This window comes from Frankia sp. AgB1.9 (assembly GCF_016786355.1).
Classification (GTDB): Bacteria; Actinomycetota; Actinomycetes; order Frankiales; family Frankiaceae; genus Pseudofrankia.
The window spans coordinates 26260-48407 of record NZ_JADWYX010000068.1; the positions used below are offsets into that span (position 1 = coordinate 26260).

17 protein-coding genes and 1 pseudogene are annotated in these 22148 nt (G+C 71.0%); 9 read left to right on the top strand and 9 right to left on the bottom strand.

The annotated features are described in order from the left end of the window. Positions 1-131: 131 nt before the first annotated feature. The 3 genes from I6A60_RS24995 (at position 132) to I6A60_RS25005 (ending at position 3369) form a co-directional block, all read left to right on the top strand. Positions 132-878: an ABC transporter ATP-binding protein gene (locus I6A60_RS24995; RefSeq protein ID WP_203024860.1), complete on the top strand. Its 747-nt coding sequence runs from the start codon at positions 132-134 to the stop codon at positions 876-878. Positions 879-1023: 145 nt separating this feature from the next. Continuing rightward, positions 1024-1695, top strand: coding sequence for a hypothetical protein (locus tag I6A60_RS25000; RefSeq protein ID WP_203055704.1), 672 nt, complete (start codon positions 1024-1026; stop codon positions 1693-1695). Between the two features lie 42 nt (positions 1696-1737). Continuing rightward, positions 1738-3369 (top strand): ABC transporter permease, encoded by a 1632-nt coding sequence (locus I6A60_RS25005; RefSeq protein WP_203055705.1) that lies wholly within the window; start codon positions 1738-1740, stop codon positions 3367-3369. Positions 3370-3565: 196 nt separating this feature from the next. Here I6A60_RS25005 and I6A60_RS25010 read toward each other — a convergent pair whose 3' ends face one another. From I6A60_RS25010 to I6A60_RS25020, 3 genes are read right to left on the bottom strand one after another with little or no spacing between them, the layout of a single operon-like run. Continuing rightward, entirely contained in the window at positions 3566-4795 is a 1230-nt protein-coding gene (locus I6A60_RS25010; protein ID WP_203024858.1) for an acyl-CoA dehydrogenase family protein, read from the bottom strand. Next, on the bottom strand, positions 4786-5565 hold the full coding sequence (locus I6A60_RS25015; protein ID WP_203024857.1) for an enoyl-CoA hydratase/isomerase family protein: 780 nt from the start codon (positions 5563-5565) through the stop codon (positions 4786-4788). The genes I6A60_RS25010 and I6A60_RS25015 overlap by 10 nt, the downstream gene beginning before the upstream one ends. After that, the gene (locus I6A60_RS25020) at positions 5562-7142 is read right to left on the bottom strand and encodes a class I adenylate-forming enzyme family protein (RefSeq protein WP_203024856.1); all 1581 of its coding nucleotides are present in this window, start codon (positions 7140-7142) and stop codon (positions 5562-5564) included. The genes I6A60_RS25015 and I6A60_RS25020 overlap by 4 nt, the downstream gene beginning before the upstream one ends. A gap of 84 nt (positions 7143-7226) precedes the next feature. Between I6A60_RS25020 and I6A60_RS25025 the strand changes: the two genes are divergently transcribed. Genes I6A60_RS25025 through I6A60_RS25040 form a run of 4 tightly spaced genes read left to right on the top strand, consistent with a single transcriptional unit; the run spans position 7227 to position 12173 of the window. Beyond that, positions 7227-8348, top strand: coding sequence for an acyl-CoA dehydrogenase family protein (locus tag I6A60_RS25025; protein WP_203024855.1), 1122 nt, complete (start codon positions 7227-7229; stop codon positions 8346-8348). 12 nt (positions 8349-8360) lie between these two features. Next, positions 8361-9593 (top strand): acyl-CoA dehydrogenase family protein, encoded by a 1233-nt coding sequence (locus I6A60_RS25030; RefSeq protein WP_203024854.1) that lies wholly within the window; start codon positions 8361-8363, stop codon positions 9591-9593. Positions 9594-9611: 18 nt separating this feature from the next. Then, positions 9612-11318 (top strand): class I adenylate-forming enzyme family protein, encoded by a 1707-nt coding sequence (locus tag I6A60_RS25035; protein ID WP_203024853.1) that lies wholly within the window; start codon positions 9612-9614, stop codon positions 11316-11318. 45 nt (positions 11319-11363) lie between these two features. Next, positions 11364-12173, top strand: a complete 810-nt coding sequence (locus I6A60_RS25040; protein ID WP_203024852.1) for an enoyl-CoA hydratase-related protein — start codon at positions 11364-11366, stop codon at positions 12171-12173. A gap of 21 nt (positions 12174-12194) precedes the next feature. Here I6A60_RS25040 and I6A60_RS25045 read toward each other — a convergent pair whose 3' ends face one another. The 4 genes from I6A60_RS25045 to I6A60_RS25060 form a co-directional block, all read right to left on the bottom strand. Further along, the gene (locus tag I6A60_RS25045) at positions 12195-17102 is read right to left on the bottom strand and encodes a diguanylate cyclase (RefSeq protein WP_203024851.1); all 4908 of its coding nucleotides are present in this window, start codon (positions 17100-17102) and stop codon (positions 12195-12197) included. Between the two features lie 108 nt (positions 17103-17210). Beyond that, on the bottom strand, positions 17211-18674 hold the full coding sequence (locus I6A60_RS25050; RefSeq protein ID WP_203024850.1) for an aldehyde dehydrogenase family protein: 1464 nt from the start codon (positions 18672-18674) through the stop codon (positions 17211-17213). Between the two features lie 88 nt (positions 18675-18762). Then, the gene (locus I6A60_RS25055) at positions 18763-19515 is read right to left on the bottom strand and encodes a metallophosphoesterase (protein WP_203024849.1); all 753 of its coding nucleotides are present in this window, start codon (positions 19513-19515) and stop codon (positions 18763-18765) included. Positions 19516-19529: 14 nt separating this feature from the next. After that, entirely contained in the window at positions 19530-19958 is a 429-nt protein-coding gene (locus tag I6A60_RS25060) for a Zn-ribbon domain-containing OB-fold protein (protein WP_013423973.1), read from the bottom strand. Positions 19959-20197: 239 nt separating this feature from the next. Between I6A60_RS25060 and I6A60_RS25065 the strand changes: the two genes are divergently transcribed. Together I6A60_RS25065 and I6A60_RS25070 are read left to right on the top strand one after the other, a co-directional pair. Further along, complete coding sequence (locus I6A60_RS25065) at positions 20198-20683, top strand: hypothetical protein (protein WP_203024848.1); 486 nt, start codon at positions 20198-20200, stop codon at positions 20681-20683. A gap of 291 nt (positions 20684-20974) precedes the next feature. Beyond that, positions 20975-21841, top strand: a complete 867-nt coding sequence (locus I6A60_RS25070) for a sulfotransferase (protein ID WP_255545432.1) — start codon at positions 20975-20977, stop codon at positions 21839-21841. On the opposite strand, the pseudogene I6A60_RS41985 reads toward I6A60_RS25070, so the two are convergent. After that, positions 21834-21920: pseudogene (locus I6A60_RS41985) on the bottom strand (3'(2'),5'-bisphosphate nucleotidase CysQ); the annotation flags it as partial. The gene I6A60_RS25070 and the pseudogene I6A60_RS41985 overlap by 8 nt on opposite strands. Positions 21921-21947: 27 nt before the next feature. Continuing rightward, the coding region (locus tag I6A60_RS25075; RefSeq protein WP_203024846.1) for an adenylyl-sulfate kinase at positions 21948-22148 on the bottom strand (201 nt) is incomplete at its 5' end.

Here is a 22148-nt window from a genome sequence, read left to right on the forward strand (position 1 = left end):
ATTCACTGGCGTCGGCTCGGCGCGTCGCCCCGGGGATGTACGCCGGATACGCCCCCAGGCCGATGGCCTGGGAAGAGGTGACATCCGCCGGCCGACGCGGTGGATCATGGTCCGTTCCTAGGTTCATGGCCATGACGAATCCGCCGATGATCGCTCTCCAAGACGCGACAAAGAAGTACGACGACGGCCCGCCCGCACTGGCCGGCGTCACCTTGTCCGTGGCGGCTGGTGAGTGCGTGGCGATCCTCGGCCATTCCGGCAGTGGCAAGTCCACGCTGCTGAACCTGATCGCGGGTCTGGACAAGCCTTCCAGTGGCACCGTGACCGTCGACGGCACCCGCGTCGACCAGCTCGGCGAGGCCGGTTCGGCGAAGTACCGCCGGGCCTCCATCGGCATGATCTTCCAGTTCTTCAACCTGCTCGACGACCTGACCGTGTTGGACAACGTCATGGTTCCGGCGCAGCTGGCCGGGATGGCCAAGGGCGAAGCGAAGCGGCGGGCCATCGGGCTGCTCGGCTCGCTGGGCATCGACCGGCATGTCAAGGCCTATCCGCAGCGGCTGTCCGGCGGGCAACGGCAGCGGGTGGCGGTGGCCAGGGCCCTGATGAACAAGCCGGCGCTGCTGCTGGCCGATGAGCCGACCGGCGCTCTGGACTCGAGCTCGGCCGAGGACGTGCGCCAGCTGCTGCTGGACCTGAACAGCGAGGGCCAGACCATCCTGCTGGTCACCCACGACGTGCAGCTGGCCGCGAGCACCGCGCGCCGCACGATCGAGTTGGTGGACGGCGCGGTCAAGCGGGACGTCATCAACGACGGCAGCGGTGCCGGCCTGGCCGCCCGCACACCGCTGCCCCGTCCGGCGGGAGAGGTCCGATGACCCTGCGCAAGCCGCCGATGCCCCGGCGCGTCTTCGAGGTCGGTTTCCGGGCCGTGGGCCGCCTGCCGCTGGCGGTGAGCCGGTGAGCGCCTTGGGCAAGGTCGTACGTTCCGGCGTGGGCCGGCGTCGGGTCCAGTCCTTCGTCATGGCCTTGACAACGTTCGCCGCGGTGACGTCCTCAGTGCTCTCCCTCGGCCTGCTGGCCGTCGCGCAGGCCCCGTTCGAGAACGCTTTCAGTGCTCGGAACGGGGCGCACCTGGCGGTCCAGTTCGACAGCTCGAAGGTCACGGCCGCGCAGGCCGCCGCCACCGCCCACGCCGCCGGCGTCACCGAGGCGGCCGGGCCCTACCCGATCGCCGCCGCCCTGGACACGACGATCGGCACGGACTGCCCCAAGAAGGATTTCGCCGGTCACGACAACGGTCCGATCACCGTCACCACCCGGCCCGACCTGGGCAGCACCTCCGGGATGGACCAACTCGTGCTGACCCAGGGGCGCTGGCCGACGAGCCCGGGCGAGATCGCCCTGCCGTGGCAGCACTATGCCGCCGACTGCTTCGGCGATTCGGTGGTGTTCTCCTCCCTGCCGGGCAAGCCGTCGTTCAAGGTCGTCGGCTTCGCCGACTCGGTGACCGACAGCGCGACCGCCTTCGCTACCGCCGACGGTTTCGCGCGGCTCACCGCTGCCGGCGCCAAGTCCGACGAGCAGATGCTCTACCGGTTCGCCAAAGCTGGGACCGACGCCGACATCGCCACCGACAAGCAGGCGGTGGCCGCCGCCGCGCCGGCCGGCGCGGGCGAGGGGGGCCACTCGTAACGGACCCCGGCGCAGCCGGCGACCCGCCACGCCAAGCCCTACGTGCCGTTCCTGATCGGCTTCGGGATCCTCGGGCTGTTCATGTCGGTGCTGATCATCTCGATCGTGGTCAGCGGGGCTGTGGCCTCGGGAATCCGGCGCATCGGGATTCTGAAGTCGTTGGGCTTCACCCCTTCGCAGGTGGCCCGCGCCTACACCGCGCAGGCCATGATCCCGGCGACACTCGGCCTGGTGCTCGGCACGGTTTTCGGCAACCTCCTGGCCGTGCCGATCCTGGGCGGGGCCACCAAGCAGCTCGGCGCGGCCAGTGCCACGATTCCGTTGTGGGTCAGCGCCGTGGTGGCGCTGGGCACCCTGCTGATCGTCGGCGTCACGGTTTTGATCCCGGCACTGCGGGCCGGCCGGATGCCGACGGTGCGGGCCCTGGTGGTCGGCCGCGTCCCCAAAGCCGGGGGCGGTCAGACGGCGCAGCGTCTTGCCTCGCGGCTGCCGCTGCCCCGGGCCATGTCGCTGGGGCTGGCCCAGCCGTTCGCCCGGCCGTCCCGGGCCGTACTGGTCGGTGCGGCGGTGCTGTTCGGCGTGGTGACCGCCACGTTCGCGGTGGGGCTGGAGACCGGGTTCAACAAGTACCTGGACGCCAGCACCTCAGGCTTCAACGTCGCGTCGGAGTTCGTGGAGCCCACAGCCGACGTAGGCGTGCCCTGGGGTCGCTACGGCCCCAACGACCCGCGCAACCCGCACCTGGATGCCGCCAAGGTGGCCGCCGCGCTCGCCGAGATCCCGGGCACGAAGGCCGCGTTCGGCTGGGGCGACAGCGGTGCGACCATGGTCGGCGCCCCGCCCGGCGGCGAACCGGCGAAGGTGTTCACGGTCACCGGCGACTTCTCCTGGACGAACCTGGAGCTGCTGTCCGGCCGCTGGTACTCGGCGCCCGGCGAGGCCGTTGTCGGCGACAAGCTGGCCTCGGCGGTGGGAATCCACGTCGGTGACGACGTCACCGTGGTGCAGCGGAACAAGCAACTGTCGCTGAAGGTCGTCGGCATCAACTTCGACACCAACGTGGGCGACTACACGGTCATGACGGATGCGGCCACTTTCACCGCCGCCGGTCTGAACCCGCACATCGACCAGTACAACGTCGAGCTGGCCTCGAACGTCAACGGACCGGACTGGTCCACCTCGGCCGCCGCCGCGCTAACCCCGCTGAACGCCTCGGTCCAGCCGAACACCGATGGGGGCAAGAACATCGTGGTGATCACCATGGGCGCCCTGGTGGCCACGCTCACGCTGATGATGATCGCGGTCGCCGCGCTCGGGGTGCTGAGCATGGTGGTGCAGGACACCCGGGAGCGGGTCCATGACCTGGGGATCCTCAAGGCCCTCGGGATGACACCCAAACAGACCATCGCGATGGTCCTGACCTCGGTGACACTCAGCGGCCTGATCGCCGGGCTGATCGGGGTCCCGCTCGGGGTCGCGGTGGAGAAGGCGACGCTGACCCCGATGGGGAACGCGATCGGCCGGCACCTGCCGCCGAGCGTGACCCACTCCTACACCGCCGGGCTGCTCATCCCCCTGCTGGCCGGCGGGATCGTGATCGCCCTGCTCGGCGCACTGCTGCCAGCCAGCTGGGCGGCACGGACCCGGACCGCCACCACGCTGCGGACCGAATAGGACCGAGCAGGACCGAGCAGGACCGAGCAGAGCCGCTGGTCGCCACGGCGAAAGCGGTGCTGGGCACTGCACGGCGCGGCAAGAACGCCAATGCCGACCAGACCCTGCTGGCCAATTCGACGGATGGTCACGGAAGTGTTCCGATCGCAACCACCCGAGGGCCAAAACGGCGATCTTGGTCAGCCGGCGGCCGCCGTCAGGAGTGGCGGACCTGGGACCAGGGGAGGTCTCGGTCGACGTCCGGCTCCTTGGGCAGGCCCAGGACGCGTTCGCCGATGATGTTGCGCTGGATCTCGGACGTGCCGCCCGCGATGGTCTTGGACTGCACCCGCAGGAACGACCAGGCCGTGTTCTGGCGCCACCGGTCGCCCTCGACCCAGGCCTGGCCGCCGGCACCCTCCAGGTCGCAGGCGAGCTCCTGCAGGCGCCGGGCGTGCTCGCCGTAGAGGAGCTTGAGGACCGATCCCTCCGGCCCGACGCCACCCCCGGCGCGGCGCCGGGCGGCGGCGCGGCGGCCGGTCAGCGAGAGCAGCTTGTCCTCGATGAAGGCCTGCACGAGACGCTCCCGCAGGCCGACGTCGCCGACGGGCGCGTGCCGGCGGATCAACGCCTCGACGGACCGCCCGGTCACGGTCCCGGGCAGCGCTCCCCCGGACCCCGAGGTCGCCTGCCGCTCGTTGAGCAGGACCGAGACGGCGACCTGCCAGCCCTGGCCCACCTCACCCAGCCGCAACGAGTCCTCGACCGGCACGTCGTCGAGGAAGACCTCGTTGAACTCGATGTCACCGGCCATGTGGCGCAGCGGGCGGACGGTCACGCCCGGCTGGTCCATCGGCAGCAGGAACGCGGTGATCCCCTTGTGCTTCGGCACGTCGGGATCCGTCCTGGCCAGCAGCAGCCCATGGGACGCCAGGTGGGCGAGGCTGGTCCACACCTTCTGCCCGCTGACCAGCCACCGGTCGCCGTCCCGGACCGCCTTCGTCGACAGGCCCGCCAGGTCCGAGCCCGCGCCGGGCTCGGAGAACAGCTGGCACCAGATCTCCTGGTGCCGCGCGATGGGGCGCAGGAACCGCCGCTTCTGCTCGTCCGTGCCCCACCGCAGCAGGGCCGGCCCGACCAGGTCGACGCCGACCGGGTTGGTGAAGCGCGGCACCCGGTAGGTGCTGAGCGTGCGGCCGATCGCGCCGCCCGCCGCCCGGCTCGCGCCGAGGCCGCCGTACTCGGCCGGCCAGGTCGGCGTCACGTAGCCCGCGTCGGCGAGGCTCACCCACCAGGCCGAGAGGTCAAGCTGCTCTCTGAACGCGCCTACTGCCCCGGTGTCGCCGCGGCCGACCGCCGCGACCCACTCCGCGGGCAGGTGCGTCCGGAGAAACTCCCGCACCCCTCGCTCGACGTCCTCGGAGCCGGTGCTCCCGTTCACTGCCATCTCGCCTCCCTGCGCTCGACGAAGGCCAGCGGGCCCTCGTTGCAGTCCGGGTGGGCCCGATGTTCGATCAGCAGGTCCCACCCGTACTGCATGGCCTGCGCCATTGGCCGCTCCACGGCGGAGCGGATGGCGCGCTTCGACGCCTCGATCGCGGCCGGGGATCCCGACGCCGCGATGTCGGCCAGTTCGAGGGCCCGTTCCAGGAGCCGGTCGGGCTCGACGACCTCGTCGACGAGCGAGATCCGCAGCGCCTCGGCCGCGTCGATGCGGCCCTTGCGGCCGAGGACGGCGAGACGCAGCGCGTTGCCCAGCCCGATCCGCGGCAGCAACGTGATCGGTTCGATCGCGGCGACCTGACCGACGCTGACGTGGGTGTCTACGAACCAGGCATCCGTCGAGGCGACCACCACGTCGGCGTCGGCGACGAAGTGGAAGCCCGCCCCCGTGCACACGCCGTTCACGGCGACGATCGTCGGGAGCCACACGTCGCACTCCAGCGGCGTCTGGCGCAGCTCCGCGTGGACGTCCGGGTTGATCTCGCGCGGGCCGCCGCGCTCGGCGAAGTCCTGGAGGTCCATGCCGGTGCAGAACGCCCGGCGGCCGGCGGCGGTGATGACGATGGCGCGGATGGTCCGGTCGGTCCGCAGCGACGTCCAGGTCTCGCGCAGCGTCGTCTGGATCCGCTGGCTCAGCGCGTTCATCCGCTGCTGGCGGTCCAGCGTGACCACGAGCACCCGGCCGCGGCGCTCCACGTTGAGCTCGTCGGTCATCGGGCCGCGCCCCCGTCCGCCGCCACCTGGTCGAAGGCTGCGCGGGCCAGCTCCCTGGCCCGGCGGCGGTCGACCTTGTCCCGTGGCGTCAGCGGCACGGCGTCGAGCGCGAAGGTCCCGCGCGGGACCTTGTAGTGGGCCAGGCCGGTCCGCAGCTCCCGCAGCAGGGCCTCCTCGTCGGGCGCCCCCGCCCACACGATGCCGGCGACCGGCCGCTCGCCCAGCCGGTCGTCGGGCAGGCCGACGACGACGAGGTCGGTGACGAGGGGCGACCGGCGCGCGGCGTCCTCCACCTCGGCGGGGTAGACGTTGAACCCGCCCACGATGATCTTCTCCTGGGCCCGGCCGGTGACGTAGAGCAGACCGTCCTCCAGGCGCCCGACGTCGCCGGTCGCGAACCATCCCTCCGCGTCGACGGGGACCTTCGCGCCGCCGACGAACTCGGCCGGCATGTCCTTGGTGCGCACCAGGATCTCGCCCTCTCCCTCGGGCCTGTCCTCGTCGTCGAGCGGCCGGATGCGGATGTCCACGCCCGTCGCCGGGCGCCCGACCGACCCCGGCCGCCGCCGGCCCGCGCGGACGTCCTCCAGCCGCTCCTGGCTCACCACGCCCACCTCGGTCATGCCGTAGGCGTCGAGCACGGGGACGCCGAACCGCTGCTCGAAGCGGTCGCGGGTCGCGACGGAGAGCGGGGCGGTGCCCGAGGTGACGTACTGGACCCCGCGCAGCTCGATCGGCTCGCCGCTCGTCGCCAACATGTGGATCATGGTCGGCGTCAGCTGGAGCGAGTCGGCGCTGAAGCGGGAGAAGTACGCCTGGACCGCCGGCACGGTGAACCTCGGGATCAGCAGCGCGGGGCGCCCGATCCACATCCGGAACGCCAGCCGCAGGAACCCGGCCGTATGCCCGAACGGGTTGAACACGACCCCGGGAGCCAGGTGCGCGGGCGCCGGGTCCGGACGGTAGGCGGCCTTGCGGGCGTAGCCGCCGGCGACTCGCTTAGCCCCCGTCACGAAGTCGCCATGGGTGTAGGTGATGCCCTTGGGCTGGCCCGTCGTCCCCGAGGTGAAGAAGATCGCCCCGAGCTCGTCCGGGTCGGGCAGGCGGAAGTCGAGAGGTCCGGCACCGGTGGCGGGACGGGCGGTGGCACCCACGCCGTCGCCCTCCTCGTCGATCGTGACAACCCTGAACGTCGCCGGCAGCGCGGGTGCCCCGGCGGCCGCGACGACGGTCGAGACGCCCGCGAGCTCGAACAGCCGGGCCGCCTCGGGTCCCGGCACGAGGGTGCCGACGGCAGCGACCACCCCGCCGGCCCACCAGGTTCCCAGCGCCCCCACGACCCAGCAGGGCGCATTAGACAGGTAGCAGCCGACCCGCTCGCCCGGCGCGACTCCCGCCGCCGCGAGTGCACCGGCAAGCGCGGCCGCCCGCTCGGCGGCCTCGCCGTACGAACGGGCGCGCACCTCGTGGGGCTGGCGTTCGTCGATCGTCATGAGGAACGGAGCCGAGTCGCTGCGCCGCACCCGCAGCAGCGCGATCTCGGCCAGGCTGGACGGCTCGGGCGTCGCTTCGGTCACCGGACCACTATAGAAGAAATTGAGCGTGATGACTTAACTATGTGAGAGACTCCAGCGAACCCGAGCGAGGGAGGGAACCGCGACGTGGACCTCGACCTGACCGACGACCAGAGGCTCTTCCAGGCCACGACCCGGAAGTTCCTAGGGGCACGCGCGCCGATGTCCGTCGTCCGGGAGCGGATCGGCCGCGGCGTCGACGGCGACCTGCTGACCGGCGGCGCCGAGCTCGGCTGGACGTCGATGCTGGTTCCCGAGGACCTGGGTGGCGGCACACTGTCGGGCGAGGGCGTCCGCGATCTCGGCATCGTGGCCGAGGAGCTGGGCGGCGCGCTCCTGTCCGGGCCGGTGCTGCCCACGAACGTCGTCGCCTACGCGCTGGCCCGCGCCGGGTCCGAGCACCTCGCCAAGGAGCTGCTACCCCGGCTCGCGGCCGGGCAGGTGACGGCTACCTGGGCGATATCCGAACCTGCCGAACGCTGGTGCGCCGAGGACGGCGGGGTGAGCGCGCGGCGGACTGATACGGGCTTCCGGCTCGACGGCGTGAAGACGCCGGTACAGGACGCCGACGCCGTCGATCACCTGCTGGTGACCGTCCGGACCGCCGGCGCGGGCACGACCCAGCTGCTTGTAGACGCGCACGCGCCCGGTGTCACGGTCACTCGGCTGGAAGGGCTCGACCTGACCCGGCGCTACAGCCGGGTCCGCTTCGACGGCGTCGAGGTCCCGTCGTCCCACGTGGTCGGTGAACCAGGCGCGGCCGACGCCCAGGTCGACCTGCAGTTCGCGCTGGCCCTCGCGCTGCAGTGCGCCGAGACGGTCGGTGCGTCCGATCGCCTCTACGGGATGACGCTGCGGTACGTGAAGGACCGCAAGGCCTTCGGCCGCCCGATCGGGTCCTACCAGGCGCTCAAGCACCGGTTGGCGGAGATGCTGCTGTGGCTGGAGTCGGCCAAGGCCGCGACGAGCGCTGCGCTCGCCGCGGTGCAGTCCGAGCAGGGCGCGCCGGAGGCGGCGTCGCTCGCCAAGGCCTACGTCGCCGACCGGTGCCCCGCGGTCGTGCGTGACTGCCTGCAGATGCACGGCGGGATCGGCTTCACCTGGGAGCACGACCTGCATCTGTTCCTGCGCCGGGTCGAGACCAACGCCGTGATCTTCGGGGGCGTGGACTACCACCTCGACCGGCTGGCCGCCGCGGTCGGGTTCTGAGGAGGCGCGCCGATGAGCACAGCCAGGACGACCGAGCCGGCGGAACTGGACGACTACCGCGTGCGAGCCCGAGAGTGGCTGGCCGCGAACCTGAACCGCGTCGAAGGGGCCGATCCCGACCTCGTCGGCGACCCGTCCCCCGAGCGTGTCGCGGAGGCGAAGCGGATTCAGGCCCTGCTCCACGCGGCCGGCTACGCGGGCTTCACCTTCCCCGTCGAGCACGGCGGCCAGGGCCTGACGTTGGACCACGAGCGCGTCTTCCTCCAGGAGGCGGCCGGCTACGACGTCCCCACCCGGTTCTTCGGGGTCTCGATCAACATCCTGGGCGCGACGCTGGCCGCCTACGGGACCCACGAGCAGAAGGAACGCCACCTGCGCCCAATCCTGTCCGGCGAGGAGATCTGGCTGCAGCTGCTGTCCGAGCCCGGCGGCGGCTCGGACCTCGCCGGCCTGCTCATGCGGGCCGACCGGCGCGACGACACGTTCCTCGTCAACGGGCAGAAGACCTGGAGCACCGGCGCGCACTTCGCCGACTTCGCGCTGTGCCCGGTCCGCACCAACTGGGACGTGCCCAAGCACCGCGGGATCTCCCTGCTGATCGTCGATCTGCGGGCACCCGGCCTGGAGATCCGACCGATCCGCCAGATCAACGGCGAGGAGCACTTCTGCGAGGAGTTCTTCACCGACGTCGAGGTGCCGGCCGCGAACCTCGTCGGCGAGCAGGACCAGGGCTGGCGGGTGATCCGGGGCCTGCTGGAGATCGAGCACGCCTGGGTCGGGCGGGGCGGGGCCAAGCGGGTCGACTTCCGCGCGGACGTCTCCGACCTGGTGGCCCTGGTGAGAAGCCGGGGCCTCACGGGTGACGACGGCGCACGGCGCACGGTCACCGGGCTGCACGTCATGCTCCAGGTCCAGAAGCTCGTCGCGGCCCGGGTGTCGCACGGTATCGAGACCGGCCGCCTCGACCACGGCTACGGCAGCCTGCTCAAGATGGGCAACGACACCCTGGCGCAGCGCGGCGCCGAGGCCGCGCTGGCCATCGGGGGCGCAGCGGCGGCGACCTGGGAACCGGGCGACGCCGGTGCCGGCGGATGGGTCGAGGGCTACCTGACCAGCCGCAGCGCGCCCATCGCCGGCGGCTCGGCCGAGATCCTGCGCAACAACGTCAGTGAGAAGGTCCTCGGCCTTCCCCGCGAGCCGAGCCTCGACCGGAACCTCCCGTTCAACCAGGTCCCGCACAACTGAGCCGGCGGTCGATCAGCCGTGGACCAGCCAGCCTCGCCGGACTTCGAGCCCACCGTGCCCGAGCTCCTGCGCACCGCCGCCGAGCGGTGGGGGCCGCGCGACTGCGTGGTCACACCGACCGAGCGGATGACGTTCGCCCAACTTGACGACCGCTCGGCCCGGCTCGCCGCCGAACTGGCCACCCAGGGCATCGGCAAGGGCACCCGGGTCGGCCTGCTGTTCCCGAACGGCGTCAGCTGGGTCATCGCCTGGGCCGCCGCGGCGCGGCTCGGTGCCATCACCGTGCCCGTGAACACCTTCTACCAGGCCACCGAGCTGACCCGGTTCCTGCGACACAGCGATCTTCAGGTACTACTCGGCGTCCCGTCGTTCCTGCACCACGACTACGTCGCCCGGCTGGAGGCGGTGGCGCCGCAGCTGATTGCCCATCGGTACGGCGGCCCGCTCCTGCTCGCCTCGCTGCCCCAGCTGCGCCGGATCTCGCTGGCCGGCCCGGCGCTGCCGCCGTGGGCGGGCCGGCTGTCGGTCATGCCCGCTCCCCCACGGGTCGACGGCGGCGTCGACGCGGTCGTGGCGGCGATGGGCGAGGACGTGACACCGGCCGACCCGTTGCTCGTCACCTACACCTCCGGCTCGACCGGGGAACCGAAGGGCGTCGTGCACGGTCACGGCCCGGTCCTCACCCACGCCTTCAACCTGGGCGCGATGGGGGGCATCGACGAGACCTGCCGGATCTGGACTCCGATGCCGCTGTGCTGGGTCGGCGGCTTCGTCTTCGGCCTGCTGCGCGCCCTGACCAGAGGCGCCTGCTTCGTGACCCAGGAGACGTTCGACGCCGGCACCGCGCTGCGGCTGCTGGCCGACGAGCGGGTCACCGACGTGGCAGCCTGGCCCGGCGTCGCGAAGGCCCTGCTGGAGCATGCCGACTTTCCCAGTACCGACCTGCGGTCGCTGCGCGCCGGCCTGTACGAGGCAGTCGCGCCGGACCGGCGGCCGCCTGACCTCGGCCTGGCGATCGGATCGCTCGGCATGTCGGAGACCTGCGGGCCGCACACTTTCAAGACCGCCGACGAGGAGGCCGCCGGCGCTCCCGAGGCGTACCGGGGCACGTTCGGACGGCCCGTCCCAGGCATCGAGCACCGCATCGTCGATCCGGAGACAGCGCACGACCTTCCCGAGGGCACGGAGGGCGAGGTCCTCGTCCGCGGCTACAGCCTCCTGCTGGGCCTGCACAAGCGCGACCGCGCCACCGTCTTCGACGCCGACGGCTGGTACCACACCGGCGACCGGGGCTATTTCCGCGACGGCTGGTTCTTCTTCACCGGCCGGCAGAACGACCTGATCAAGACCGGCGGCTCCAACGTCGCGCCGGCCGAGGTCGAAGGCCTGCTGATGGCGGACGACGAGGTGAAGCTCGCGTTCGTCGTCGGCATCCCGGACGAGATTCGAGGCGAACGGGTGATCGCCCTCGTCGTGCCTTCCAGCGCCGTCGATCCCGCGCACGGCCTCGCTTCCGCCGAGCCGTCCGCATGGGCGACGGACGGAGCGCCACTCGGCGAAGCGCTGCGCGGGCGGCTGCGCGGACGCCTGTCGAGCTACAAGATCCCCCAGCACATCCTGCCGATCACCGACGGGCAGGTTCCGTGGCTGGTCAGCCAGAAGGTAGATCGCCGAGCGCTGGTCGCGCTGGCGCGGACGCTTCTGTCCGACCAGGTCACGGCCTGATCCGACCCGTTTTCGTCACGCCACCGATCAAGAGAGCCAGGGACCATGGATCTTCAGTATCTCGACGTCGAGATCGACGGCCCGGTCGCGACCGTGTGGCTGAACCGGCCGCCGGTCAACGCGGTCAACATCGCGCTCTACGACGAGATCCAGCGGGTCTTCGCCGACCCGGACGTGTTCGCCGAGGACATCCGGGTGATGGTGCTCGCGGGGCGGGGCGCGCATTTCTGCGGCGGCAACGACCTCGGCGAGTTCGCCACGATGACGCCCGAGAACACGAACGAGCGGATGTGGCACGTCCGGGAGGCGTTCTTCGCCATCCAGGACTGCCCGGTCCCGGTCATCGGGGCGATCCACGGCACGGCGGTCGGCACGGGACTGGCCCTCGCCGCCTCCTGCGACTACGTCATCGCCGCGGCGGACGCGGTCATCGGGCTTCCCGAGATCACCGTCGGCGTGATGGGCGGAGCCCGCCACCTGGGACGCTGGGTCGCGCAGCCGGCGGTGCGCCGGGCCTTCTTCACCGGCCAGCGGCTGACCGCGGCAGAGATGTACCGGCTCGGCGCGATCCAGGCCGTCGTTCCCCGCGACGAGCTCTTCGGGGCCGTCGACGCCGAGGCCCGCCTGATCGCCGCGCACAGCCCGACCGCGATGCGGGTCGCGAAGCGCGGCCTGAACGCCATCGAGCACGCGGACCTCAAGAGCGGCTACACCTACGAGCAGCGCCTGACCGCCCTGATGAGCGGCCATCCGGACTCCAAGGAGGCGCTGCACGCGCGCAAGGAGCGCCGCGCACCCGAGTACGCCCCCCGTCAGGACCTGCTCCCGCCGCCCGGCGTCCCGGCGCAGGGCTGACGGCCACCGCTGCTCGGCGGGTCACTCCTGCGACGTCGGACGCGGACCCGACAGATTCGGTGACTTTTCCACTCGATTGCGGCCATGGTTTTTCGCGCTGTACAGCGCCGCGTCAGCGAGCTCGATCAAGATGGTCGGGTGCTTGTCCGGGGTCGGCGTGACCGATGCGACTCCGATGCTGACGGTCACAATGCGGGGCTCGGTCAGCGGGTTTGGTTCGGCGAGTCGCATGATGCTTGAACCAAGGCGTGTGGTCAGCCGGGTCGCCGTGTCGGTGTCCGTGTCGGGCATGACGAGGGCGAACTCCTCGCCGCCGTAGCGGGCGGCGAGATCCGTGGCACGGGTGTTGGTGGCCAGGCAGGTGGCGACCTTCTGCAGGCAGCGGTCACCGGCGGTGTGCCCGAAGTGGTCGTTGTAGAGCTTGAAGTGGTCAATGTCGATCATCGCCATGGTGAGGGGTGCCTTCGGGCCTATCGCCCGGTGCCATTCGGCCTCCAGGGCTTCGTCGAGGCGTCGCCGGTTGGGTAGGCCGGTCAGCTCGTCGGTGACGGAAAGCTGTTCGAGCCGCCGGTTGGCGATGGCCAGCTGCTGCGTGCGGTCAGCGACCCTGCGCTCCAACGAGGCGTAGACCGTCGCGTTGTCGAGGGAGACGGCCAGCTGCCCGGCGACGAGCATGACTCCTTCGAGGCGGGCGGTGGTGAACGCACCTCGGATCATCCGGTTCTCGAGGAGGAGGATCGCGCGGAGTTCGCCGCGGATCATGATGGGTATGGCGAGCAGGGAGCATCGGTCCAGGTCGAGGAAGTAGGGGTCGCGGTTGAACCGGTCGTCCTGGCTGGCGTCGGCGACGACGAGCGGCTCCTGGGTGCGTTCGGCGTACCAGACGACGGAGGGCGGCAACAGACGCAGACGGCCTGCCTCGGTGAGCGAGACGGTGTCGGTGTCACCGGCCGGCACCAACCAGGCCTGCTGGTCGTCCGCGCGCAGGAGCAGGTGGACGCCGGTGGCGCCGGTCATCGACGACAGGACGCCCACGACCTTGGCACGCAGGCCCTCGACGGTGGTCTCGGAGCTCAGTGCCTGGGACGCGGCGACGATGCCGAGCAGGTCGAGGGTGCCGGTGGTGACGGTGGATTCGGCGGAGGGCTGGCCAGGTGGCCGCGCGGCGGCGGACTGGGCTCGCAGCGCGGGGTTGGCCCAGTCGAGCTGCGTGACCTTGGCGGTCGCGCCCCAGTCGGCGTAGCGGCGGCGGGCCGTGTCGAGCAGCAGATCGCCGACCTGCTGCATTCCGCGAGCCCGGTAGAACTGCGCTGACCGTTCGAGGATCAGTGCCTGGTGCCAGGGCCGGGCCCGCCCGCAGGCCTCGTGCTGTGCCATGTCGAAGGCATAGGCCGCCGCGCGGAACTCGCTGGCCGCCCAGGCCCGTTCCGCGTCCACCAGGCGTAGCAGGTGCAGGAAGTTGTCCGGGGCGTCGGCCGCGCGCGCGGCCAGCCAGGCAACCGACTCGTCCAGCTCGGCCATCAGGGCGCCACGCTGGCCGCTCTGAGCCGAGCGGGCCTGCCGGGCCAGGGACAGTGCTCGCAGCGTGCGGGCGAGAGCCTCCGGATACTGCATGTGGATGAACGGCAGCAAGGGCACCAATGCCGCCGTGTGCCGGGCCAGCTCGGCCGGGTGATCGAGGATGGCGGCGGCGACCGCTCGGGTGGTATGCAGGTGGGCGGCAGCCATCGGCTGGGTGGCGACCGTGCTCTGCGCGGCCAGTTCGCCAGCCGCCGACACGTCGGCCGTGCCGCCCATCGCCTCCGCGAACTGGCGGTACGCGCGGAATATCTCTTCGGCGCTGCTGTTGGCGGTGCGCCGGGTGAAGGCCAGCGCCTCGTCGGCCGTGGCAGCGAAGACCTCGAGCGAGGGCGCGCAGTCCAGCAGTTCCCACACCAACGCGAAATACGTCCCGGATGCTTCGTGCAGGTCACCGGCGCGCACGAGGCCCTCCAGCGCGTGGCGTGCCAGGGACACGTTGTCCTCAAGAGGTTCGCACCAGTGTCCGGCGCCGATCGCGTAGAGATATTCCGCTTCCCACATCTCGGGCTCATAACCACGGGTCGTGGCGATCGCGAGAATGCGCCGCATGATGCGGTGCCCGGTCCGGTAGTCCTGTCTGCGGGTGACGGTCACGAACATCGCGTGACAGGCCGGGCCGACGAGCGCGCGATCGGGGCCATCTCGCGCCCACATCCGCAGTACTGCCACGACCAGCCAGGACATCATCGAACGGTCGCAGAAGTACCCCGGTGCCAGGAGCCGGTTGATCACGGTGACCGCGTCGAGCCGAGAACGATCGGCGATGGGCGGTTGGCGCAGGTCGTCGATCTCGCTGGTCTGGTCGATCCACCGGTACACCGCGTCGAGCCCACGCTCGATCTCGGCGTCCAGCTGGTCTGGGTCGGGAATGGCAAGCCCGAGCTGCCGCAGCTGGCCCAGGCCGAGGCTCATCGCCTCGGCAGGGCGGCTGCGGTAGGTGAGGCTGCTGACCTGTACGACCGTGGCGGCCGTGCGCTGGGCCGGCTGGGTGCACAGCCGGCGGATGATCTCGTATTCGTCGTCCGCCTCCTCCAACCGGCCGAGCATGTACAGGGCGGCGTGCAGCTCGGTGTGAGCCGCGATCAGCTGGTCGGCGTCGTCGGGGTCGATGAGCGGCACCGCCGCGGTGAGGAACCGCTCCGCCAGAATGTGGTTGCCCACCCCCCGGGCCTGGTCGGCGGCACGGCGGAACAGGCTCAGGATCAGCCGACGCTCGGCGGCGGAGCGCACGGCGTCGGCGACGGGCAGGTACTGCTCGGCCGCGATCGCGAAGAACTCGTCTCGTCTGGCCAGGCGGCGCGCCATGCGCAACCGCTCGGCGCGCTGCGCGGCCGGGGCGACGAACCCCAGGAGGGCCTCCTGGGTCCGGTCATGGTGGAACCGCGCACTGGGGCGGGCATCGGGGTCCAGGACCAGCAGGCCGGCCGCGGACGCCGGGGCGAGCCGTCGTGGGACCTCGTCCGCCGCGAGCCCGGTCGCGGCCTCGAGCAGGTTCAGCTCCACCCGGCCGGCCAGGCATGCCATGACCGTCAGCAGGCGTCTCGTGGCCGGTGGCAACGCCGCGACGCGGGCGGACAGCAGCTCGGTCAGGTCCACCCGGGCCACCCGGTCACGCAGCGTCGCCTCGTCCCAGCGCCAGCCGGCGTCGCCGTAGGTGAGAGTCCCGCCCTGGCGCAATGAGTTGAGGAGCTCGACCGTGTCGTACGGGTTGCCTCGGGTCGAGGGCGCGATCAGCCGCGCCAGCTCGTCCGCGGGCCGGGCAGGCAGGCGCAGCAGGTCGGACACCATGGCCGCCTGGTCTGCCAGCCGCAGGTTGGCCAACCGCACGTGGCCAGGCCCGTCTGCCTGCCGATCCCAGCGGGCGAGCACAGGTGTCAGCGGATGTGTCGCATCAAGCTCGCTGTCCCGGTAGGCGGCGACCAGCAGCAGCCCGTCAACCTGGTCTTCGCCGCTGAGGATCCGATCGACGAAGGCCAGCGATGTCCGCCCGGCCCACTGCAGGTCGTCGATGAACAGCGCCACCGGGCGCTTCCGCGAGGCGACCGCCCGCAGGATCTCCACCCCGGCGCGCTGCCCCCGTTCCTGCGCGGTCATGGGATCGCCAGGTTCCGGTGGGACCTTCAGCACCGCCGCGAGCTCCGGCACCGAGGACGCCACCAGCCCGGCGCCAGGTCCCAGCGCCCCCAGCAGACGGTCCCGCACCTCAGCCAGACTGCCTTCCGGCTCGGCCAGCAACAGCCGGCCGAGTGCCCGGAACGCCTGCCGGAACCCGTTGGACTCCTGGTCAGCGCGGTACTGGTCGAACTTGCCGGCCACGAACCAACCGTCGGCGCCGGCCACGATCGGCCGCAACTCGTTGACCAACGAGGTCTTGCCAACGCCCGGCACGCCGCTGACGAGGACCCCGGAACAACGGCCCGCCATGGCCGCGGCGAACGCCGCGCCCAGCTCGCCGATCTCCACCTCGCGCCCGGACAGCCGCGACGGCGACAGAGTCCGCGCCGGAAGGTCGTGTTCACCCGGACGCACAGGGGCCCCGCGGCTTACCAGAGCGAGGTCGTGTGCCAGTCCGTCGGCGCTCTGGTACCGGTCGTCCGGCTCCTTCTCCAACAGCTTCATGATGATCGCGGACAGGTCGGACGGTATGGCGGCGTTCACCGACGACGGTGGCGTCGGTACCCGCGCGAGGTGGTCGTGAATGACGCGCAGGGGGTCGCCTGTGCCAAACGGCGGCCGGCCGGTCGCGAGCTCGTAAAGCGTTGCCCCCAGCGCATACAGGTCGGCCCGCTGGTCGACCTGACGGCCGGTCCGGCCGGTCTGCTCGGGCGCGAGATAGGGCAGGGTGCCGACGATCTCGCTGTGGGGCACGAACGCCAGCTGGACGGTCGCGAAGGTCGTGGCCAGCGCGAAGTCGACGAGAAGCGCGGCGTCGTGGTCCCCACTGACCACGATGTTCGCCGGGTTGATGTCCCGGTGCACGACACCCCGCCGGTGCATCCCGGCCACGGCGCGCGCGAGCGAGAGGGCAAGACCGACCAGCCCGACTGGATCAAGCGGCATCGTCCGTTCAGCGAGCGCCGCGCCGCCGATGTCCACCAGCAGCACCGAGCCCGGGGATGGCGACATCCCGGCCGCCAGCTGCACCACCCCTTCTACTCCGGCAAGCTTCTCGAGGATCTCAAGCTCGTGCCGCAGCCGCTGCCCGCCGTCGAGTCCCAGCGGCTCCTTCCGGATCACGGACCCAGCCGGGAACGTCAGCCGGACAACTCGGGTCCGCTCCGACTCCTGCAGCAGCTCCGCCTGCGTCGACGGTGGCTCGCGGCTCGCCACCGCTCGCTGGAGCCCCATCAGCCAACTCCACTCCGTGTGACCTCTCGCTCACCTCCTTAGCCTTCCCGCGACCATGGCGGCTTAAGAGGGCGAGCCGGGCCGCTGCCGTGCGGACGCCGACGGCGGTCAGATGACGATCGAGCCGTCGCGGGGAATGAGGATGCCCTTCGGCTGCAGGAAGTCGCGGAAGGCCTCCACCCCACGCTCGACGCCGATTCCCGAGTCGCGGAAGCCGCCGAGCGGGCTGGCGGGGTCAAGGGTGAATCCGTTGATCCCGAGCGCGCCGGAACGGACCTCCTTGGCGATCTCGAAGGCGTGTTGCTGGTCGGCCGACCAGACGCTGCCGCCGAGGCCGTACATCGAGTCGTTCGCCAGGCGGATCGCGTCCTCGTCGCCGTCGTGGGGGATGATCACGCAAACCGGGCCAAAGACCTCGTTCTGCGCGATGCTCATCGAGTTGTCGACGTCCCGGAACAGGGTCTTGTCGACGTAGAAGCCTCGGTCGAGGCCGGCCGGGCGCCCACCGCCCTTCACGACCTTGGCGCCCTCGGCCTTGGCCGCCTCGATCATTCCCAGCACCCGGTCACGCGAGTGGGCCGAGATGACGGGCCCGACCCGGGTGTTCGGGTCCATCGGGTCGCCGATCGGGAACTTGTCGAAAACATCCGCGAAGGCGTCGACGACCTCGTCGTAGCGGGCCCGCGGCGCGAGAACCCGAGCGTTGGCGATGCACTGCTGCCCCGCGCCGGGAAGGAAGGTGTAGGCGCAGTTCAACGCCGCGGCCTCGATGTCAGCGTCGTCCAGGAGAATCGCCGGCGACTTGCCGCCGAGCTCCAGCGTGACGCCCTTCAGCTGCTTGGCCGCGGCGACGGCGACGCTGCGGCCGTTCGACGGGCTGCCGGTGAACGACACCCGGTCGACACCGGGGTGCTCGGCGAGCAGCGCACCGGTGGCCGCGCCGCCGGTCAGGATGTTCAGGACGCCGGCGGGCAGGCCGGCCGCCTCCCACACGTCGCCGTAGAACGCCATGTTGAGGCTGGCCTCGGGCGCCGTCTTCAGGACGGCCGTGCAGCCGGCCAGCAGCGCGGGCGCCAGCTTCATCATCGTGATGAGCTGCGGACCGTTCCACGGCACGATCGCCCCGACCACGCCGACCGGGTACTGCTGGACGATGACGTCGAGGTGTCCCTGCTCGACGTCATGGCACGGACGACGCTCCATCCACGGGTACACCGCGGCCTGCTCGACGTAGAAACTGACCAGCTGGCTGACGATGCCCTCGATCTTGTGCGACGTGGTGATCGTGAAGCCCGCCTCGCCCGTGTAGATCGGGGCGAGGTCGTCCCACCGCTTGCGCAGCTCGTCCAGGAAACGCAGCAGCATCGCCCCGCGCTCGGTCGGGTCGAGCCTGCGCCACGGCCCCTCGAACGCCTGGCGCGCCGCCGCGACCGCGCGGTCTACGTCCGCCGCGCCCGCCGCCGGGATCGACCCGAAGATCTCCTCCGTAGCCGGGTTGATGACGTTCAGCGTCTCGCTCGTCGCCGGTGCGACCCACCGGCCATCGATGAAGAGCTTGTCCCTCGTAAGCATCCGGACTCCCTGGTACGACCGCAGCTGGCTGCGGGATAGACCCATGTGCCCAGCTCGGGGTTCCCGAGCCGCGGGCACCGGTAAATAGTCAGTCGTCGCCGAGGGCGACCCATTCGAAGGTGACGCCCGCGCCAGGCACGAAACTCACGACGACGACGCCCGCCTGCCCCTGCAGGGAGTAGGCGGTCGCGCCGGGGTAGAGCGCGGGGCGCGGCGGGTCGCGGAACACCAGGTGGGCATGGTGATGGCCGAGCGCGACGTAGTCCCAGTCGATCGCGTTGATCTCGGACGGCAGGATGGGCGAGGAGTGATGGCTGCGTCGGTCTCGGCGCAGCACCAGCCCGTGACCGGCCACGACCCCCCACCGGCCGTCCGGCTTGTCCGGAACGCCGGCCAGCGGGCGGTAGCGCGGCTCGTGCTCGACGAGCGCCCGGCCCCAGACGACGACGTCGGTTCCCGGTACCTCGACGACCGATCCCCGCGGGTCGTCGAGCAGGACCGCGTTCGGGCACCGCTCGGCGACACGGAAGCGGTGGTGGATGGACGCGTCGTTCAGGTTGTCGTGGTTGCCGGTGAGCAGGACGACCGGGCGCTCGGCGCGGTTGAGCTCCTTCGCGGTCCAGGCCAGCAGCTCCTCGGGGAGCCGGCCGTGGTCGAACAGGTCTCCCACGATCAACAGTCCGTCGACGTCACGATCGATCGCGAGGTCGACCGCGCGGGAGAACGCGCGGGCCTCCCGGCCTTCCGGGCCGCCGTCGCCGTTGCCCAGGTGCACGTCCGCCGTGTGCAGGAGGGTCGCGGGGCGCGGCAGCGTCATCGGCGTGCTCGCAGTCGTCGGCATGCTCGGTGCGTGACTCAAAGCAGCTGGAAGTACGGGAGGGTCACCCCGTCGGCGACGTCCCGGAAGACGATCTCGACCGGCGCGAGGAGCTCCAGCTTCTCGGTGTCCCCGATGAGGGTCGCCGGGAATAGCAGATCCTCCTGCTCGTCCAGCCGGACCAGCACATGGACCAACGGCTCGCTCCCCTGGAAGCCGGCGACCATGTGGTCGTGAATCACCGTCCAGTTGACGACGTGACCGCGGCCGCCGACCCGCTCGAACGCGAAGGACGGGTTGTCGAGGTTGTGGCAGCCGCGGCAGAAGGCCACCGGGAGATGTGCGAACCGCCCGCAGTGCTGGCAACGTTGGAACGCCAGCTCGTGCCGGCGGACGGCCTCCCAGAAGCCGGCGGACGACTCGTCCGGAACGGGGATCGGGCGGCCGTATTCGCTGGTGGTCGTCATCCGTGCTCGACTCCCTCTCGTGCGGGACGTAGGCGATCCGGCCGGTCATGCCGGACACGATCCGGCTACGGGCGATCACCCAGCCGACCCGGTCACACTCGATGATGAATGGCGATCGGCGTCAATATCACCACTCACTTCGACTGTCAATATCCCGTCCACGCGCTCTATCGTCTTTGAGTACGTTACCTTAGTTTCGTGAGGCCTTCCGGGCAAGCAGAGCAAGAGGGGAAGCCTGCGTGACCGAGACACCCGCCCACACACCGGCCACTCCCGAGACCATCCCGTTGCGCGAGCGGCCCGGGGTGCGGATCGTCGACTGGAACAAGGACAGGCACCCGCAGGGACAGCCCGGCGAGGTGATCGCAACCCTGTTCTCGCTCGTCCTGGGCGACCGCGCCGATCCCGACGCCGTGCGCTTCACCCACGCCCGGATGGCACCGGGCAGCGGACCACGGCTGTGGCACGCGCATGCCGACTGGACGGCGTCGATCGTCCTCGAAGGATCGCTCACCGTCGAGGGCGTCACACTGACGGCGGGCCAGCTGGTCGCCGTGGCACCGGACGTCGCCTACGGCCCGCTGACCCCAGGGCCGGCGGGCGCGACCGTCCTGGAGATCTTCGCCAGCGCGCGGGCGACCCAGACCCAGTGGGACGACGACGACCCGCGCGTCGGCGACTACCGCCGGCGCGGCTGGATCCTCGATCCGCCAACAGAACCATAGTCTTGAGTCCTCAGACTTAAAATATTTATAGTCACTCTCGTGGTGTCTTCAGCCGAAAGTCTTGTCGTCCGGGCGCACGAGTCCTGCGGGCTCACGGATCTCGGACCCGGTGGATGGCGAAACGGGCTCGACAATCTGGTCACCGCGACCGAGCGCGACGCGAGCGGGGATCCCGAGGCCGTCGAGAGGATCGAGGCGCTCCTGGTCCAACGGCTGGTGACCCGGATGCGCATCGAGGAGTGGTACTCCGAACACGCGCGGGAGGCGGCCGATCCGATCGACGGTCCCCTGATGATCGTCGGGCTGCCGCGCACGGCCACGACCGCGATGCATTTCCTGCTGGCCAATGATCCGAGGTTTCGCTATCTGCGCCCCTGGGAGGTCAACAATCCGGTGCCCCCGCCCGTCCTCGGCCGGGAGCGCGACGACCCACGCCGGCCTCGGGTGCCACCCGCGGCCAACCCGCGTCACATCGTGGCGGTCGACGGCCCGGCCGAGGACTGGCCGATCCACGCACTCGCCTTCGACCACGCCGAGCTGACCCTGCCCGTGCCCTCGCACGCGACGTGGTGGCGCGGCACGTCGCACACGGATCTCTTCCCGTACCAGGAGCGGGTACTGCGCCTCCTGCACGCGCACCGGCCGCCGCACCGCTGGCTGCTCAAGACCCCGGCCTATGTCTTCCTGCTGCCGGAAGCGGCCGCGCATTACCCGGACGCGCGGTTCGTCTTCACGCATCGCGATCCGGTGGCCGCCCTCGCGTCGACCTGCAGCACAGTGGCCGACGCCCGCCGTCAGCGGACTCCCAGCTGGTCGCCCGACGACGCCTTCGGCCCCTCGCTGCTCGAACACTGGTCGGTGGGTGTCCAGCAGGCGATGGCCGCGCGGGAAACCATCGGGCAGGACCGGTTCCTCGACGTCGGGCAGTACGAGATCGAATCCGATCCTGTTGGGACGGCCGAGCGGATCTACGAGTTCACCCGGCTGACGCTCGATGACGAGGTGCGCCTCAGCATGCGCCGGTGGGCCGAGGCCAACAGTCAGGGCGCCCGTCCGGCGCACCGCTATTCGCTGGAGGAATACGGCCTGACCGCCGCGGGCATCACCGACGCGTTCGCGCCGTACCTGGAACGGTTCGCCTCGCACTGCTTCCGCTAGCGGGCAGCCCGACCGCGCCGACGACGGGCTGCCAGTGGACCGCGAGGGCGACGTGTACGGCCCAGTCCTCGCGGGGCGGCGTCGAGGGAGTGGCCGTCGAGCGCGGTCATTCACCTTCCAGCGAAGTGAGCCGGCCGGCGTGGCGCACGTAGGCGACGACCTTTTCGGCGCTCTGTTCGGCGGGGATGGTGCCGGAGGCATCAAGGTGGATTTCGGCATGGTCGGGTGGTTGGTAGGGGGAGTCGATGCCGGTGAAGTTGGTGAGTTCGCCGCGGCGGGCTTTGGCGTAGAGGCCTTTGCGGTCGCG

What these genes read in the sequence shown, in the direction of transcription:
- I6A60_RS25050 (WP_203024850.1), bottom strand. Translation starts at nt 18,674, where the DNA reads ATGCTTACGAGGGACAAGCTCTTCATCGATGGCCGGTGGGTCGCACCG.
- I6A60_RS25045 (WP_203024851.1), bottom strand. Translation starts at nt 17,102, where the DNA reads ATGGGGCTCCAGCGAGCGGTGGCGAGCCGCGAGCCACCGTCGACGCAG.
- I6A60_RS24995 (WP_203024860.1), top strand. Translation starts at nt 132, where the DNA reads ATGACGAATCCGCCGATGATCGCTCTCCAAGACGCGACAAAGAAGTAC.
- I6A60_RS25030 (WP_203024854.1), top strand. Translation starts at nt 8,361, where the DNA reads ATGAGCACAGCCAGGACGACCGAGCCGGCGGAACTGGACGACTACCGC.
- I6A60_RS25040 (WP_203024852.1), top strand. Translation starts at nt 11,364, where the DNA reads ATGGATCTTCAGTATCTCGACGTCGAGATCGACGGCCCGGTCGCGACC.
- I6A60_RS25070 (WP_255545432.1), top strand. Translation starts at nt 20,975, where the DNA reads ATGATCGTCGGGCTGCCGCGCACGGCCACGACCGCGATGCATTTCCTG.
- I6A60_RS25015 (WP_203024857.1), bottom strand. Translation starts at nt 5,565, where the DNA reads ATGACCGACGAGCTCAACGTGGAGCGCCGCGGCCGGGTGCTCGTGGTC.
- I6A60_RS25010 (WP_203024858.1), bottom strand. Translation starts at nt 4,795, where the DNA reads ATGGCAGTGAACGGGAGCACCGGCTCCGAGGACGTCGAGCGAGGGGTG.
- I6A60_RS25000 (WP_203055704.1), top strand. Translation starts at nt 1,024, where the DNA reads ATGGCCTTGACAACGTTCGCCGCGGTGACGTCCTCAGTGCTCTCCCTC.
- I6A60_RS25055 (WP_203024849.1), bottom strand. Translation starts at nt 19,515, where the DNA reads ATGCCGACGACTGCGAGCACGCCGATGACGCTGCCGCGCCCCGCGACC.
- I6A60_RS25060 (WP_013423973.1), bottom strand. Translation starts at nt 19,958, where the DNA reads ATGACGACCACCAGCGAATACGGCCGCCCGATCCCCGTTCCGGACGAG.